We start from the raw sequence: 16,327 nt of genomic DNA, 5'->3' as shown, positions 1-16,327 counted from the left end.
CAACGACGATGTTCGAATTGATCGACGAATGGGGCCCGGAGAAGGTTGTGTGTGTCTCCGACGCGCGCACCGGCATGCGCGGCGTTCTGGTCATCGACAACACCGCCCGCGGCATGGGCAAGGGCGGCACCCGCATGTCCACCACCGTCAGTGTCGGCGAGGTCGCCCGGCTGGCCCGGAACATGACCTGGAAGTGGGCGGGGGTCGACCTGTTCTACGGCGGCGCCAAGGCCGGCATCTGGGCCGACCCGCACGCCGAGTCGAAGGAGGCGGTCCTGCGGGCGTTCGTGCGGGCCCTGCGTAACGAGGTCCCCGAGGAATACGTCTTCGGACTCGACGTCGGACTGACCGAGCAGGACGCCGCGATCATGCTCGACGAGGTCGGTGGCCGCGGCGGCGCCGTCGGCACCCCACACGCGCTCGGCGGACTGCCGTACGACCAGCTCGGCGTCACCGGGCACGGAGTCGCGGAGTCGGCCGACGCCGCCGCGCAGGCGATCGGCCTGTCCACCGGTTCGCTGAGCGTGTCCATCCAGGGCTTCGGAGCGGTCGGCGCGGCGAGCGCGAAACGCCTCGCCGAACTGGGCGCCACCGTCGTCGCCGTCTCGACGTCGCGGGGTGGCATCCACAACCCGAACGGCCTCGACGTCGCCGCCCTGCTCGACCTGCGCGAGCAGTACGGTGACGGACTGGTCGACCAGTACTCCGACGCCAAGCCGCTCGCTGCCGGCGAAGAACTCTCGGTGACCGCGGACATCCTGATCCCGGCGGCATTGCAGGACGTCATCGACGCCGATCTCGCCCGCACATTGCCGGCCAGAATCGTCGTCGAGGGCGCGAACCTGCCGAGCAGCCCCGAGGCACAGTCGGTGCTGCATGGCCGCGGCGTGACCGTGGTTCCGGATTTCATCGCCAACGCCGGCGGTGTGGTCGCCGCCGCGGTGGCCATGGACGCGCGCTACTCCGGTATCCGTCCCGAACCCGCCGCGGTGTTCGACAACATCTCGAACAAGCTGCGCGCCAGCACCATCGACACACTCGATGCCTCGAAGGCCAGGGGCCGCACCACCCACGAGGTGGCGCGCGCCACCGCCCAGGACCGCGTGCGCGACGCCATGGTGTTGCGTGGGCGAGCTCCGCGGAACGCAACGTTCTAGAAGCCGGTCCGGCATAACATAATCACTCTTCAGGAAAGAAGAAGCGACATGAGCAAGGAACTCCCCGAGCAGGCGTCCGTCGTCGTGATCGGCGGCGGCGTCATCGGCGCCAGTATCGCGTTCCACCTCGCCGAATCCGGGGTCTCCGATGTCGTCCTCCTGGAAAAGGACGAGTTGGCCTGCGGCTCGACCTGTAAGGCCGCAGGCGGCGTCCGGGCGTCGTTCAGCAACGAGGCCAACATCGCGATCGGTCTGCGCGGCCTCGAGGTGTATTCGCGTTTCGCCCAGGACTACGGTCAGGAGATCGACTTCAGCCGTGACGGCTACCTCTACCTCCTCTCGGACCAGACCAACGTCGAGATCTTCACCGACAGCGTGGCGCTGCAGAACCGGCACGGTGTTCCGAGCCGGATGATCACTCCCGACGAGGCGAAGAAGATCTCGCCGCTCATCAGCACCGACGGACTCCTCGCCGCCTCCTGGTCCCCTCAGGACGGCAAGGCCACGCCGGAATCGGTGGTGATGGGATACGCCGCGGCTGCTCGTCGCCACGGTGCCCGCATCATCCGGCACTGCGCGGTCACCGATATCGAGAGCACGGGTGGCACCATCACCGCCGTCGTCACCGAGCACGGACGCATCAAGACCGACACCGTGGTCTGCGCCGCCGGAGCGTGGTCGGCGGAGATCGGCACCATGGTCGGGGTGAACATCCCCGTGGTCCCCGTGCGTCGGCAGATCGCGTTCACCGAGCCGCTGTCCGAACTGCCCGAGTTCTCGCCGTCGCTGACTATCGACTTTCCCTCGAACTTCTATTTCCATCCCGAAGGCAAGGGGCTGTTGCTGGGCTGGTCCGACCCGAACGAGCCCGAGGGATTCAACCTCAGGTTCGAACTCGAGGACTGGCTGATGGGTCTCGGCGCGATCGCCGAGACCCGGGTGCCTGCCGTTCTGGACTACGGCATCAGCACAGGCTGGGCCGGACTCTACGAGGTCACTCCCGACCGCAACCAGATCATCGACCGCTCCACCGACGTGGAGGGCCTGCTCATCGCCACCGGTTACTCCGGCCACGGCTTCCTGATGGGACCGGCGACCGGCGAGATCGTGCGCGACCTCTACCACGGCAAGGAACCCGGGTACGACATCAGGTCGTTCGCTCTGCGCCGCTTCGCGAAGACCGGTATCGGCGCAGGCGAGACGAACATCGTCTGATCGGACGGCACCACCGGGACGCCCGTTCCATCCCTCGAGGAAGACTGGGAGCCGACCTGTCCGAGCACGAACCGACACCTGGAGCTGTAGTGCCGACCCTCGATCCCGGACCGCCGGCCGCACCCGCCCGGGATTTCTCCGGCATCGAAGTGTTCGATGCCAGTGAACACAACCTCGCTCACGTCGATGTGTTCATTCCCCGGGACTGCATCGTCGCGTTCACCGGGGTGTCGGGATCGGGGAAGTCGTCGTTGGCCTTCGGCACCATCTACGCCGAAGCGCAACGACGCTTTCTCGAGTCCGTCACCCCGTACGCGCGCCGATTGATGGATCAGGTCGGAGCACCCCGGGTGGGGGACATCACCGGGCTTCCACCCGCGGTCGCGTTGCAGCAGGCCCGCGGTCACACCTCCGCCAGATCGTCCGTCGGCACCCTCACCCACATCTCCAACGTGCTGCGCATGCTGTTCTCCCGGGCAGGCGTCTATCCGCCGGATGCCGCCATCCTCGACTCGAACGCCTTCTCGCCCAACACGCCGGAAGGAGGATGCCCGACCTGCCACGGACTCGGCCGCACCCACGACGTCGACGTCGACGCGCTGGTGCCGGACCCGGGCCGCAGTATCCGCGACGGCGCCGTCGCAGCGTGGCCCGGTGCGTGGCTGGGCAAGAACTACCGCGACATCCTCGACACCCTCGGCATCGATGTGGACCGCCCCTGGTCGGAACTCCCTGCAGACCAACGTGAATGGATCCTCACCACCGACGAGCAACCCACCGTGACGGTGTCACCGATCCGCGACCCGGGCAAGATGGTGCGTGACTACCAGGGAACGTTCTCGAGCGCCCGCACCTACGTCCTGCACACCTTCGCGACGACGAAGAGCACGACCCAGCGGGCAAAGGTCTCGCGATACCTGGTCTCCCGTCCCTGCCGCGCGTGCGACGGCAAGCGGCTGCGACCGGAGGCACTGGCGGTGCGGTTCGCCGGTCTCGACATCGCCGACGCGACCGAGCTGCCACTGGCCGATCTGGTCACGGTCCTCGAAACCGCTGTCGCATCCCGCAGTGCCGCCGCCGACGACGCCACCGAGCGGGCCTCGGAGGCGTTGGTGGACAACCTGCTCGGACGCCTCCGGGGTTTGTCCGAGCTCGGCCTGGGGTACCTGAGTCTCGGTCGATCGACCACCACCCTGTCGCCGGGAGAGCTCCAGCGTCTGCGACTGGCCACCCAGCTGCAGTCGGGCCTGTTCGGCGTGCTGTACGTCCTCGACGAGCCGTCCGCGGGCCTGCATCCCGCCGACACCGAGGCTCTGGTCGCCGCCGTGCGGCGGCTTCGCGCCGCAGGCAACTCGGTCTTCGTCATCGAACACAACCTCGACGTCGTGCGGGCGGCGGACTGGAACGTCGACGTCGGCCCCGATGCCGGGGAGCACGGCGGGAGGGTCCTCTACAGCGGACCGGTGAACGGTCTCGCCACGATTGCCGAATCCGTCACCCGCCGATACCTTTTCGAACGACCGGACACCTGCCCGGAGCCCGCGCAGCCGAGCACGTGGATCGAACTCTCCGGAATCACGATGCACAATCTGCAGGATCTGAGCGTGCGGATCCCGCTCGGGGTGCTCACCGCCGTCACCGGTGTGTCCGGATCGGGCAAATCGACACTCGTCAGCCGTGTGCTCACGGATGTCGTGGCCCGTCACCTCGGCGTCGACGACGAACCCGGCCCCGACACCGTGGGCGACGACGCCGACGACTCCACAGCCGTCCTGGCCGACGGCCGCGGCACCATCGAACCGACGGTGGTGTCGTCCCACGGGCTCGGGCACATCGACCGGCTGGTGCGCGTGGACCAGACCCCGATCGGGCGGACTCCACGCTCGAATCTCGCGACCTACACCGGACTCTTCGATGCGATCCGGAAACTCTTCGCTGCACACCCCACCGCCCGCGAACGCGGTTACAGCCCCGGTCGTTTCTCGTTCAACGTCACCGGTGGCCGATGCGAGGAGTGCGAGGGCGCCGGCACGATCACCATCGGCATGCTGTTTCTCCCCGAGGCCTCGGCCCCGTGCCCGGCCTGCTCAGGCGCACGGTACAACTCCGAGACTCTCGAGATCCTGGTCGACGGCGTGTCGATCGCCGACGTCCTCGCGATGACCGTCGACGATGCCCGGGACATCCTGAATTACGTCCCGGCCGCGAAGAAGAGCCTCGACATGCTGATAGAGGTGGGTCTCGGGTATCTGCGGCTCGGCCAATCCGCCACCACTCTGTCGGGTGGCGAGGCGCAACGCGTCAAGCTGGCCAGCGAACTGCAGCGCGTCCGATCCGGGCACACGCTCTACGTGCTCGACGAACCCACCACCGGACTGCATCCCGCCGATGTGGACCGGCTCATGGTGGTGCTGCGCCGTCTCGTCGCGGCGGAAAACACCGTCGTCCTGGTCGAGCACGACATGTCGGTCATCGCCTCGGCGGACTGGATGATCGATCTCGGGCCCGGCGGCGGGGACAACGGCGGCCGCATCATCGCCGCGGGTGAGCCGGCGATCGTCGCCGAGACGGCCGACTCCGCCACCGCCGCCTATCTCGGCCGGCATCTCGCACCGGCCGACGGGTAGGTGCGGTTCATGTCCGCTTCCGGCGTGGTGCCGGTTCGCGTTCGCTGCCCGATCCGCCGAGCAGCTCGCTGAGCGTTTCGCCGACTCCCTCCAGTACGCCCTTGGTCTTCGACTTCGTGCTGCCGCTGCCCTTGACGTCGGACACGAGATCGGTCAGGCCCTTCGGCTCGCTCCCGATCGCGAGCCGGTTCGCCGCTTCGGCGAAGCGCAGGTAGGTGTCGACGCTGGCCACGACCACCCGGGCGTCGACGGTGAGCAGTTCGATCCCGACCAGCGAGACCCGGACGTAGGCGTCGATGACCAGGCCCTTGTCCAAGATGGTGTCGATGACGTCGGCCAGGCTGCTCGAGCTCGGGCCACCTCCTGCTGTGGTCATCGTTGTCGACTCCCTTCACCCGGATCGGCAACCGTCACTCGACGAAACCAACCCGAATCCGACTACCCCCAACGGCGGATCTTCAATCGGTCGAAAGCCTGAAGTGACCGGGTGACTCGGACGGCGGTCGAAGTCCTCTTTCGCGCAATGAAAAGAATGGGCCGACGTTGGTGGCGTCGGAATTCCCGGCGATCGCGCTGGAAAATCGCCAACCGTGCCGGTCGAATTATTCCGACCCGCAGCAGGAGTACATTTATGGTCGTGTGCCCGAGTCCACGCGCCGACGTGACTCCGCCGCCGAAGAAATTGGAATTCTTGCGCACAGATCGGAATGGTGGCCAGGCTGTCCCCAGGTGAGCCTGGCCACCGTTTGTGGGACCTCTCCGGTGGTCAGCCCAGTCCGATTCCGCCGCCGAAGGTGAGGCTCAGCCATTTCAGGAACGCCTCGAATGCGACGTTGACGTCGATTCCTGCAGAACCCATGAGAATTCACTCCTCTGCTGATGTTGAAAATCCACGGGATCGTCGATCGCCGCTTACTTCCTTTATCGCGTTCGCGATCTCGGGTCGTTTCACTGAATCGGAGTATTCTCACATGGTGAAATTTGACAACCGTCCATTTCGCTCCGAAGAATGGAGCGAGAACTCGACGTTATTTCTGAAAAGGTGTGCGTGTTTCTCGTGGGGAGGCCGACGCATCGGCCTCGCCGCACCGGCGAGGACCCGGCTTTGCCGACATGGTGGTCAAGTCGGTGCAATCCCGCCCGGAGGTAACGCTACCGTGTGGTTCAGGTCACAAGTTGGCATCGTGATGTTAGCGGCGAATCACGCCGCGTGCCGCACTACCAGGGCAAACGGGGGAGGAGCTGGACATGCGTCTAGATGACAGGTGCGGCTCGGTCCGCTACAACTGATCGTGCATCGACAGTGACGTGACTCACATCTCGCGTCCGGACGGGATCGTCGGCACACCGGCGGCAAATGCACGAGAGCGAAGGAGTACTGCGGAATGATCGAGGACGGCACCGAACCAACCCTCACTCCAGTCCCCAGCCCGACGCGCCTGATTCCGCGGAGGCGTCCCGATGGCCGAGAACTCCTCGGCACCGCGAAGGGAATTCTGATTGCAGGCCGCGGCTGCACCGACGCCCAGGCGTTCGACGAACTTCTCGACGTCGCACGACGCCATCACTTGACCGTTCTCGGAGCTGCGCGGAGCCTGGTCGAACTGGCTGCCGGTCCCTCATCCCGACCGCGCAGGGCCGACACCGCCCGATTCGACGAGTGGGAGCAGTTGGTCGCCCAACTCCCTCCCCGCCGACACGCTCAGGCAAGTTGACCCCGCAGGGGGCGGTGGGCGGCATTCAGGCCGATCCCGAAAAGATCACCCGAACCGAATCGGGTCACGTACGCGAAACCGCGTCGTCGCCCACCGACGACGCGGTCGTGTGGCCGGACCCCAGTCCGCTCGATTCGTGGTGGAGGCGTGTGGTCATCGACCACGCGACCGCACTTGCCGAGGGTGAGCCCTCGAGGCGGTCCGAGTAGGCGTCCGGGTTTTCTCGCCGATCGCCGTCGATCATTGTCTCGTCCGGGTCGGGGGAGGAGTGTGAGAGATGGGGATTGGCCGTCGGCGCCGCGCGGCGCCGCCCGAGGAGAAGGATGCCCATCGTGTATGCACGCTCTTCCACCTTTGACGCGCACCCGTCGTTCATCGACGAGGGGATCAAGCACGTGCGCGACACCGTGATGCCCGCGCTCGCCGACATCGCAGGATCCGCCGGAATGTCCTTGCTGGTCGATCGCGGCTCCGGCCGATGCATCGCCACCAGCTCCTGGACGGACGACGAGGCTCTGCGCGCGAGCGAGGCGCCGGTTCGACAGCTGCGTGACCGCATGGCCGAGGTTTTCCACGCCACCGCGACCGTGGCGCGGTGGGACATCGCGGCCCTGCACCGTGACCACCGGTCACGTCATGGCGCCTGGGTGCGGGTCGCGTGGCTTCACGTCGAACCGGGCCATCTGGACCGTGTGATCGACGTGTACAAGATGTCGTCGCTGCCCGCGATGCACGGCCTCGAGGGATTCTGCAGCGCGAGTCTGCTCGTCGATCCGGCCGCCGGTCGTGTGGTGTCGTCGATGACCTTCGACAAGGCCCCCACGGAGGGCGGCACCGGTGAAGTCGCCGAGAGCATCGGAACGGCGGAGATCCGTGAGTCCGGCGCCCGGCTCCTGGAGGTCGGGGAGTTCGAATTGGCCATCGCGCATCTGCACGTACCCGAGATGGCGTGATGCCACAGTCCTGCAGCGTAGGACGGTCACATGGTGAGGACCATGCGATAGCGTGCCCGCCCTTCCTCCATCGCGGCGTAGGCCTCCGCGGCTTCGCTCAGGGGCCGCTCCTCGATCCGTGCCCGCACGCCGGACAGCACCGCGAATTGCATCGTCTCCTCGACATCGCGGGCGGTGCCGGAGGGGTGACCGGTGACGTTGACCCCGGGTGTGATCAGCTGCAGGGGACTGATCGGCAGCGGGTCGGGCGTGACACCGACGACGGTGAGTTCACCGAGCGGAAGCAGCCCGCCGACCACGGCACCCATCGCCTTCGAGTTCGCCGCGGTCCCCAGAACGACGGACACGCCACCGAGTGCACGTAGTGCTTCGCTGACGTCGCCGGCGGTGGAGTCGATGTAGTGATGGGCGCCCAGCCGGCGAGCGTCGTCGGCTTTGTCGGCGCCACGAGCGATGGCAATCGTCTCGAATCCCATCGCCCGGGCGAACTGCACCCCGAGGTGGCCGAGCCCGCCGATGCCCAGGATGGCGACGCGGTCGCCCGGAACTGCTCGTGTCTTCCGCAGCGCGTCGAACGTGGTGACTCCGGCGCAGCCCAGGGGGGCGGCCTCGGTGAAGGACAGTTCGCTCGGAATCCGTGCGAGCGCGTTGGCGGGAACCGTCACGGATTCGGCGTATCCGCCGGGGTACTGCCAGCTCGGCACCTGCAATTTCTCGCAATAGATGAAGGTGCCCTTGCGGCACGGAATGCACTGGTTGCAGTGCCCACCGAACCAGCCCACCCCGACGCGGTCGCCGACGGCGTAGTTGTCGACGCCTGCGCCGAGTTCGGCTATGGTTCCGGCGATTTCGTGTCCCAGTGTCAGTGGCCACGACATCTCGGGGAACGCGCCGCCGACGAACGCGTGGTCGGTGCCGCACACGCCGCACGCGGAGACGGCGATGCGGACGTGGTCGCGCGGTGGCGATTCCGTTTCGACGTCGACGAGTGTCAGCGGCTCGCCGGGGGCCTGGACGTGAACTGCCCGATGGGTTGGCATCTGCATCATTCCTGTCTGTCGTCGTGAGCGATCGAGACCCACGTTTCAGTCAAGACCCTCGGCGGAGCTCCTGACAAGGGTCGACGAAAGTCCTCCGGTCACGTCTCGCCCGCCCGGTATTGACACCGGGGGTGCCGGAGGTCACAATTCACAAAGTTGACATGACTGTCACGTCATACTTTGGTCGATTGCCCGAGGAGGCAGGATGACGACGTCCATATCCGACATGCGAGAGCTGGGCCGGCGGTTGAGCAACTGGGGTCGTTGGGGTGCCGACGACGAGCGGGGAACCACGAATCTCATCACGCCCGAGCGAGTGGCGGCCGCCGCTGCGCTGATTCGGACCGGCACGATCTTCGAACTGGGCATTCCGCTCGACGGGGACGGGCCCCAGCCGGGAGGCAATCGGATCAACCCGATCAGGCTGATGGCCGAGAACGGGCAGGAGCAGGTACTTCCCGGCGGCTTCAAATGGGCCGACGACTACGTCTTCATGCCGTTGCAGGCGGGCTCGCAGTACGACTCCCTGTCCCACGTGCACTACGACGATCAGTTGTACAACGGTCATCCCGGTTCGGGGGTCACCGTCAAGGGTGCCGACAAGTGCGGGATCCACACTCAGGCGAACGGCATCGCCGGTCGCGGCGTGCTGCTCGACGTCGCCCGGGCGCGCGGTGTGGACTGGCTCGAGGCCGGGACGGCGATCACACCGGACGAACTCGACGCCGTCGCCGCCGCTCAGAACGTCGAGGTCGGTCCGGGCGACATCGTGCTCATCCGCACCGGTTGGCGCGCAAAGTTTCTCGCCGACCGCGATCCGGCGGGATTCATGGCCGGCGAGCCGGGTCTGAGTCTGTCGTGTGCGACCTGGCTGAGAGAGCGCGACGTCGCGGTGGTGGGCTCGGACAACTGGGCGGTCGAGGTGATGCCCGGCGAGAATCCGGGGGCATTGTTCGAGCTCCACATGGTGCTGATTCGCGACATGGGCATGACCCTCGCCGAGTTGCTCGACTTCGAGGAGCTGTCCGCCGCCTGCGCTGCCGACGGCGTGTACGACTTCTTCTACGCTGGACCGCCGCTTCAGTTCACCCGTGGGGTGGGGTCGCCGATCAACCCGCTGGCGATCCGGTGAGCGCCGAGTCCACCACCTCTTCCCGACCAAGGAGACACTGAATGCTGGTCTGCGACATCGTCGAGTACGGAGCACGCAAGCATCCCGATCGGATCGCGCTGCGATTCGAGGACGAGGCAGTGACGTATGCCGAGCTGCGTGATCGCAGCCGGCGGCTCGCCGGCGCACTGCTCGGTGTCGCCGCCCCGGGTGACCGGGTCGCGATCCTGTCCACCAACTGCACGGAGTACTTCGACTGCTACTACGGTGTGCCGATGGCCGGGATGGCCCTGACCATCCTCAACTTCCGCCTGCATCCCGACCAGATCGCCGCGTTGATCGAGCATTCCGGTGCGACCGTGCTGATCGTGGCCGAAGAGTTCGCCGGCGCCGTCGAGCAGATTCGCAATTCGATCCCGTCGGTGCACACGGTCGTCTCGATCGGGGCCGCCCCAGGAACCGTCGGCTGGGACGAGTTCGTCGGTTCCGGTCCCGCGCACGCACCGGCGGTGCGGCCGGCGCCGGACGACATCGCGTGGCTGGTCTACACGTCCGGCACGACCGGCACGCCGAAGGGCGTGATGATCAGCCACCGCAACCTGGTCAGCGGGATCACGTCCTCGGCGTTGCAGTGGGCACTGCCGGAGGACACCGTCTTCCTGTTCTGTTTCCCGCTGTGCCATGTCGGCGGGTACGTGACGTTGCTCAACCACTTGATGGGGAGCACCGTCGGCATCGTCCGCGCCTACGACAATGCGACGTTCCTGCGTCTGGTGGAGCAGTGGCAGGTCACGCAGACCGGGCTGGCGCCCACGATGATCAACTTCCTGCTCCAGGATCCTGCCCTTGCCGACCACGATCTCAGCACCCTGCAGGCGATCGGGTACGGATCGTCGGCGATCCCGGCACAGGTGCTGCGGCACGGACTCGAACGTCTCCGCTGCGACTTCTATCAGGGCATGGGCATGACGGAACTCGCAGGAAACGTGCTCCACCTCGACTACGACGCGCATCGGCACGCCGCCGGCGGTGAGAGCGAATTGCTGGCCGCAGCAGGCAAACCCATGCGCCTGGTCGACATCCGCATCGTCGACGACGCCATGCGGGACGTGCCCACCGGCCAGGTGGGGGAGATGGTGGTCCGCGGCGATCAGGTCATGACCGGCTACTGGCGCGATCCGGACGCGACCGCGGCCGCGTTCACCGATGGCTGGTTCCACACCGGCGACCTGGTGCGACGGGACGACGAGGGCTTCGTCTACATCGTCGACCGGAAGAAGGACCTGATCATCAGCGGCGGCGAGAACGTCGCATCCCTGACCGTCGAGCAAGCCCTCTACCGTCACCCGGCGATCGCCGAGGCCGCGGCGATCGGCGTCGAGGACGAGACTTGGGGTGAACTGGTGTGCGCGGTCGTCGTTCTCCGCGACGGCGTTACCGCCACCGCCGACGACATCATCACCGCCTGCCGGGATCAGCTCGGCGGATTCCAGGTGCCCCGCCGGGTCGAGTTCGTCGACACCCTGCCCCGGAACGTCACCGGGAAGATCCTCAAACGCGACCTGCGCGAACGTTTCTCCCACACCACGGTCTGATCCCACACACCGCGCACGGCGGCGACGAATCTCGTCGCCGCCCGCCGCGCGCTGCCGAAACACTCGAGCTTGTCCCTCTCCTGCCTTCCCTCAACGGAGCAACCATGAAACGAATCCTCGCCACGGGCCTGACCGCCCTGTGCGCCACCGCGGCTCTGACCGCATGTTCTGGCCGAGACGACGCCGCGACCGCCGTGGACGGCTGTGACCCCGGCATCTCCGATACCGAGATCCACTTCGGCACCAGCCTGGTCCAGTCGATCGCGGGACCCCAGGCGACCGCGGCGTCTGCCCTGTTCGACGAGATCAACGCCGCCGGCGGCGTCGCGATGGGCGACGGCAAGTCCCGCAAGATCGCCTACACCGCACTCGACGACGGATACGACCCGGCGCGCACGGTCGGCAACGTCCGATCGCTGGTCGAACAGCAACAGGTCTTCGCGATCCAGAACCTGATCGGCACCGCCTCGACCCTCGCGGTCGTCGACTACCTCAACCAGAAGAACGTCCCGTTGGTGTTCCCCATGACCGGCACCGACGAACTGCTCACCACCCTCGACGAGCGGCCAGTGGTCGCCGGCGCGGTGAACCCACAGACCGGCTGGGAGGTCGCCGAGCGGGCGAAACAGATCCTTCGCGACCATCCGGACGGCAAGGTCGCGGTGTTGTACTCGAACGACAGTCTGGGCAACGGCAGTCTCGACGCACTGAAGTCCGCCTTCGAGGGCAGCAGCACCCAGATCGTCGCCGAGCAGGCGTACGAACAGACCACACCGTCCGTGGACTCGCAGGTGGTCAACCTCGCGAGCTCCGGAGCCGACGTGTTCGTCAACTTCGCCACGGCCGGCTTCGTGACCCAGTCCCTGAAGAAGGCCCACGAATTGAACTGGACGCCGGAGACGTACATCTACTCCGGCGCCACCGACACCAACTTCGTCCTCGCTCCGGCCGGTCTCGACGCCGCCGAGGGCGTGCACTCCTTCTACTGGATCTACGACGTCAGCAGCACCGACCACGACCAGGTACCGGGCGTGCAGGAATGGCGCGCATTCGCCGATCGGCACGCCGGCGCCTTCAAGTCCTCCGACACCATCGCCGCGACCGGGTACAACACCGCTCAGCTGCTGGTCGCCGCACTCGAACAGATGAAGGGGTGCACCCGCGCCGATCTACTGGACGCGGTCCGGAATCTGCACGCGGTCACCACCGACCTGTCCATCGACGGTGTCACGTTCGACACGAGCGCGGACTACCCGTACGCGATCACGTCGATGGCACCGATGACGTTCCGCGACGGTAGCTGGCACTACGACGCTGTGGTCACGCGCAGCGCCGAACGATGACCGCCCGGCCACCGGACGTCCCGCCGCTGACGGTCAGCGACGTCCGGTTGCGGTTCGGAGGAGTCGTCGCCCTCGACGGACCGTCGTTCACGATCGAGCCCGGACAGATCGTCGGGCTGATCGGGCCGAACGGCGCGGGGAAGACCACCCTCTTCAACTGCATCAGCAGACTCTACGAACCGGATTCGGGACAGATCACGTTCGGCGGCGCCGACCTGCTCGCGCTGTCGGCGGACGCGGTCGCCGACGCCGGGATCGCGCGCACGTTCCAGAACATCGGGTTGTTCCCGACGATCTCGGTGCTCGACAACATCCTCACCGGGGCCTACTCGCGCACCCGGGCGGGCTTCCTCGCCACCGCGCTGGGACTGCCGCGCACCCGCAGGGAGGAGGCAGGCGAACGGGACGAGGCCTGGGCACTGCTCGAGTCGATGAATCTCGCGCACGTCGGCCGCGAACCGGCAGGCAACCTGCCCTACGGCACCCTGAAACGGGTCGAGCTCGCACGGGCACTGATGCAACGGCCTCGCCTGCTGATGCTCGACGAACCGGCGAACGGACTGATCCACGAGGAGGTCCTCGAACTCGCCGACACGGTCCGCCGGTTGCGCGACGAGCGAGGATTCTCGGTGCTGCTCGTCGAGCACCACATGGCCATGGTGATGTCGATCTCCGACCGGGTGGTGGTGCTGAACTTCGGTCAGAAGGTCACCGAAGGGGAACCTGCAGAGGTCGCGGCCCACCCCGAGGTCATCGAGGCGTACCTGGGCGGTGCGGCATGAACCTGCTCACCGTCGAAAACCTGCATGCGCGATATGGCCGCGCGGAAGTGCTGCACGGCATCGACTTCCGGGTGCCGGCAGGAGAGGTGACGGTGGTACTCGGCGCGAACGGCGCAGGTAAGACCACCATCCTCCGATCGATCTGCCAGATGGTCCGCACCAGCGGGAGCATCAGGCTCGACGGTCGCGACATCACCGGCATGCGCACCGACCGGATCGCCCGGCTCGGTGTGGCCCACGTTCCGCAGGGCCGCGGCACCTTCGGCAACCTGACTGTGGAGGAAAACCTTCGCGTCGGGGGATTCACGACGTCGGCGGCGATCACCGACCGGGCCGTCGAGCACTGGTACGACTTCTTCCCGCGACTACGCGAGCGACGCCACCAGCAGGCGGGCGGGCTCAGCGGCGGTGAGCAGCAAATGCTCGCTATCGCCCGCGCACTGGTGGCCGGGCCACGTCTGCTGTTGCTCGACGAACCGTCCCTCGGTCTGGCTCCGCGCATCACGCAGGAGGTTTTCCGTGCGCTGGGCCGGATCAGCCAGGAGACCGAGACCACGATTCTCGTGGTCGAACAGAACGCGCACCTCGCCCTGGACATCGGCACGTCCGCGGTTCTCGTCGACGCGGGCCGTGTCGTCGCCCAACGCCCCGCCGCCGGATTGGCGCACGACGAGTCGGTGCGGCGCGCCTACCTCGGCTACTGAGCACAGGAGAGTGGTCATGGATGTATTTCTTCAACAACTGGTGGACGGGCTCATGTGGGGCGCCCTGTACGGCGCGTTCGCGCTGAGCATCGTCCTGGTCTACCGCGCATCGGGAATCGTCAACTTCGCGCAGGGCGAGATGGCGATGTTCTCCGCGTTCTTCGCCTGGCAGTTCCACGCGTGGGGGGCGCCGCTGTACTTCGCCGTCCTCGGCGCGATGGCGGTCGCCTTCGTCGGCGGAGCCGCCACCGAACGGGTCCTGATCCGGCCGCTGGCATCGTCGTCGAATCACATGCCGCTGGTCATCATCACCCTCGGCCTGATGCTGGTACTCAACAGCGCCGCCGGCTGGATCTGGGGCGTGCAGAGCAAGGAGTTCCCGGCGATCGTGTCCGGGCCGGTGCTCACGCTCGGTCCCGTCGCGGTGTCCCAGCAGTCGCTGGTCATCGTCGCCGCCGTCGTCGCGGTCGCGGCGCTGCTGTTCGTCCTGTTCCAGCGAACGAAGGTCGGGCTGGCGATGCGGGCGGCGGCAGACAACCCGGACTCGGCGCAACTGATCGGCGTGCCCGTCGGGCGGATGCTCATGATCGGCTGGGGCCTCGCCGCGACCATCGGAGCCCTCGCCGCCTCCCTCGCGGCGCCGCAGCTGTTCCTGCAACCGAACATGCTCGTCGCGTCGCTGATCTACGCGTTCGCCGGCGCGGTCCTCGGCGGCCTCGACAGTCCGGTCGGTGCCCTCGTCGGCGGATTGTGCGTGGGTGTCGCGGAAAACCTTGCCGGCACCTACATTTCCTGGATCGGCCACGACTTCAAACAGGCCGTGGCATTGGCCCTGATCCTCGGTGTGTTGCTCCTCAAACCCGAGGGTCTGTTCGGTGCACGGAAGGTGGCCCGAGTATGAGAATCGTCGAACTGCTTCGCCGTCCCCGCGCCGAACTCGATCCACCACGGTGGCTGGCGAGATCGACGGTTGCGGTGGTGATCCTCGTGACGGCCGTGGCGCCGTTGGTGTCGGCGCCGTACGTGAACTTCGACCGATCCATGGTGCTGGTGTACGTGGTGGTCGGGCTGGGACTGAACCTGCTGACCGGCAACACCGGTCAGATCTCTCTCGGCCACGGCTTCTTCTTCGCCGTCGGTGCGTACCTCAGTGCCGTGCTGGTCGAGAATCACGACGTCCCGTACCTGCTGCTCCTTCCGGTCGCGTTCGCGGTCTGTTACGTGATCGGGTACCTGTTCGGCCTGCCGGCCCTGCGCCTCCACGGACTTCAGTTGGCGCTCGCCACTCTAGGGCTGGCACTGGTCACCCCGGCGGTGATCAAACGGTTCGAGCACGTCACCGACGGGCAGGCGGGGATCAACATCGCCGGCGCCGAACCCCCGGCCTTCAGCGGACTCGAACGCGACCAATGGGTGTACTACCTGTGCCTGGTGGTGGCGCTGATCGCCTTCTTCGTCGTGCGGCGACTCTCCACCGGCCGGATCGGCCGATCACTGATCGGGATCCGGGACTACGAGGCCGTCGCCACCACGCTCGGTGTCCCGGCCACCCGCACGAAGACGACGGTGTTCGCGCTCAGCGCGGCCTTCGCCGGCGTCGGCGGCGTGCTCTACAGCTTCGTGGTCCAGTACGTCGGCCCCGAGGCATTCGGGCTCCCGTTGGCGATCGCCTTCATCACCATGATCGTCATCGGTGGCCTCGGCACCGTCCCCGGTGTGGTGTTCGGGGCGTTCTTCGTGCAGTACGTGCCGCAGTGGACGGCGGAGATCAACCAGTCGGCGGCGGGCATCACGTACGGTGCGGCGTTGATCGTCTTCATCTTCGTGATCCCGTACGGGCTGATCAGTGTGGTCCGGTGGGTGCTGGGGCCGCTGGTGAGCATCATCCCCGGCGCTCGCCGACACAGGCGGGCCGCGTCTTCGGTCGACGAGGATCCACGGGAGCTGGTCGCCTCCCGCTGACGATCTGTGGTGGGCTCGAAACGGGAAGTGGAGGGGGGAGGGAGCCGCCGGGGAACTCCCGCTTTTTCCAACCTTCCGGTTCTTCTTCGGAGGGTGGTCACCCACAAGCAGGCCACAAAAACA

15 protein-coding genes are annotated in these 16,327 nt (G+C 66.8%); 12 read left to right on the top strand and 3 right to left on the bottom strand.

What is annotated here, in order from left to right; all coding sequences use genetic code 11:
- Positions 1–8 precede the first annotated feature (8 nt).
- The 3 genes from ACFU5V_RS24870 to ACFU5V_RS24860 all read left to right on the top strand — a co-directional run bounded on the left by ACFU5V_RS24870 (position 9) and on the right by ACFU5V_RS24860 (position 4,999).
- The gene (locus ACFU5V_RS24870; protein WP_378702768.1) at positions 9–1,157 is read left to right on the top strand and encodes a Glu/Leu/Phe/Val dehydrogenase; all 1,149 of its coding nucleotides are present in this window, start codon (positions 9–11) and stop codon (positions 1,155–1,157) included.
- A 48-nt stretch (positions 1,158–1,205) separates the two neighbouring features.
- Complete coding sequence (locus ACFU5V_RS24865; RefSeq protein WP_378702767.1) at positions 1,206–2,372, top strand: NAD(P)/FAD-dependent oxidoreductase; 1,167 nt, start codon at positions 1,206–1,208, stop codon at positions 2,370–2,372.
- An 89-nt stretch (positions 2,373–2,461) separates the two neighbouring features.
- Positions 2,462–4,999, top strand: coding sequence for an ABC transporter (locus ACFU5V_RS24860; protein WP_378702766.1), 2,538 nt, complete (start codon positions 2,462–2,464; stop codon positions 4,997–4,999).
- A 7-nt stretch (positions 5,000–5,006) separates the two neighbouring features.
- Here the strand turns inward: ACFU5V_RS24860 and gvpJ are convergent, their stop codons facing one another.
- The gene (gene gvpJ, locus ACFU5V_RS24855) at positions 5,007–5,375 is read right to left on the bottom strand and encodes a gas vesicle protein GvpJ (RefSeq protein WP_378439799.1); all 369 of its coding nucleotides are present in this window, start codon (positions 5,373–5,375) and stop codon (positions 5,007–5,009) included.
- A 1,009-nt stretch (positions 5,376–6,384) separates the two neighbouring features.
- Here gvpJ and ACFU5V_RS24850 point away from each other — a divergent pair.
- Positions 6,385–6,714, top strand: a complete 330-nt coding sequence (locus ACFU5V_RS24850; protein WP_378442621.1) for an ANTAR domain-containing protein — start codon at positions 6,385–6,387, stop codon at positions 6,712–6,714.
- Between the two features lie 64 nt (positions 6,715–6,778).
- Here ACFU5V_RS24850 and ACFU5V_RS24845 read toward each other — a convergent pair whose 3' ends face one another.
- A complete protein-coding gene (locus ACFU5V_RS24845) occupies positions 6,779–7,045 on the bottom strand; it encodes a hypothetical protein (RefSeq protein ID WP_378702765.1) in 267 nt (88 codons plus the stop codon).
- On the opposite strand from ACFU5V_RS24845, the gene ACFU5V_RS24840 reads away from it, so the two are divergent.
- Positions 7,038–7,667 (top strand): hypothetical protein, encoded by a 630-nt coding sequence (locus tag ACFU5V_RS24840; protein WP_378440246.1) that lies wholly within the window; start codon positions 7,038–7,040, stop codon positions 7,665–7,667. The genes ACFU5V_RS24845 and ACFU5V_RS24840 overlap by 8 nt on opposite strands.
- Positions 7,668–7,693: 26 nt before the next feature.
- Here the strand turns inward: ACFU5V_RS24840 and ACFU5V_RS24835 are convergent, their stop codons facing one another.
- Positions 7,694–8,707: an alcohol dehydrogenase catalytic domain-containing protein gene (locus ACFU5V_RS24835; protein WP_378702764.1), complete on the bottom strand. Its 1,014-nt coding sequence runs from the start codon at positions 8,705–8,707 to the stop codon at positions 7,694–7,696.
- A gap of 205 nt (positions 8,708–8,912) precedes the next feature.
- On the opposite strand from ACFU5V_RS24835, the gene ACFU5V_RS24830 reads away from it, so the two are divergent.
- From ACFU5V_RS24830 to ACFU5V_RS24800, 7 genes are all read left to right on the top strand, one after another.
- Positions 8,913–9,839 (top strand): cyclase family protein, encoded by a 927-nt coding sequence (locus tag ACFU5V_RS24830; protein ID WP_378702763.1) that lies wholly within the window; start codon positions 8,913–8,915, stop codon positions 9,837–9,839.
- A gap of 41 nt (positions 9,840–9,880) precedes the next feature.
- The gene (locus tag ACFU5V_RS24825) at positions 9,881–11,413 is read left to right on the top strand and encodes a long-chain-fatty-acid--CoA ligase (RefSeq protein ID WP_378702762.1); all 1,533 of its coding nucleotides are present in this window, start codon (positions 9,881–9,883) and stop codon (positions 11,411–11,413) included.
- 104 nt (positions 11,414–11,517) lie between these two features.
- On the top strand, positions 11,518–12,756 hold the full coding sequence (locus ACFU5V_RS24820; protein WP_378702761.1) for an ABC transporter substrate-binding protein: 1,239 nt from the start codon (positions 11,518–11,520) through the stop codon (positions 12,754–12,756).
- Positions 12,753–13,538 (top strand): ABC transporter ATP-binding protein, encoded by a 786-nt coding sequence (locus ACFU5V_RS24815; protein ID WP_378702760.1) that lies wholly within the window; start codon positions 12,753–12,755, stop codon positions 13,536–13,538. Before ACFU5V_RS24820 ends, ACFU5V_RS24815 begins: the two co-directional genes overlap by 4 nt.
- Positions 13,535–14,242 (top strand): ABC transporter ATP-binding protein, encoded by a 708-nt coding sequence (locus tag ACFU5V_RS24810; RefSeq protein WP_378702759.1) that lies wholly within the window; start codon positions 13,535–13,537, stop codon positions 14,240–14,242. Before ACFU5V_RS24815 ends, ACFU5V_RS24810 begins: the two co-directional genes overlap by 4 nt.
- Positions 14,243–14,258: 16 nt before the next feature.
- Entirely contained in the window at positions 14,259–15,143 is an 885-nt protein-coding gene (locus ACFU5V_RS24805) for a branched-chain amino acid ABC transporter permease (protein ID WP_378440232.1), read from the top strand.
- Positions 15,140–16,204 carry a branched-chain amino acid ABC transporter permease gene (locus ACFU5V_RS24800; RefSeq protein ID WP_378702758.1) on the top strand — a complete coding sequence of 355 codons (1,065 nt, stop codon included), beginning with the start codon at positions 15,140–15,142 and terminating at the stop codon, positions 16,202–16,204. Before ACFU5V_RS24805 ends, ACFU5V_RS24800 begins: the two co-directional genes overlap by 4 nt.
- Positions 16,205–16,327 lie beyond the last annotated feature (123 nt).

Source organism: Rhodococcus sp. NPDC057529 (assembly GCF_042802055.1).
In the GTDB taxonomy this organism is placed as follows: Bacteria; Actinomycetota; Actinomycetes; order Mycobacteriales; family Mycobacteriaceae; genus Rhodococcus_F.
The sequence above is the reverse complement of the archived record's forward strand: the minus strand, read 5'-3'. Positions and strand labels throughout refer to the sequence as shown.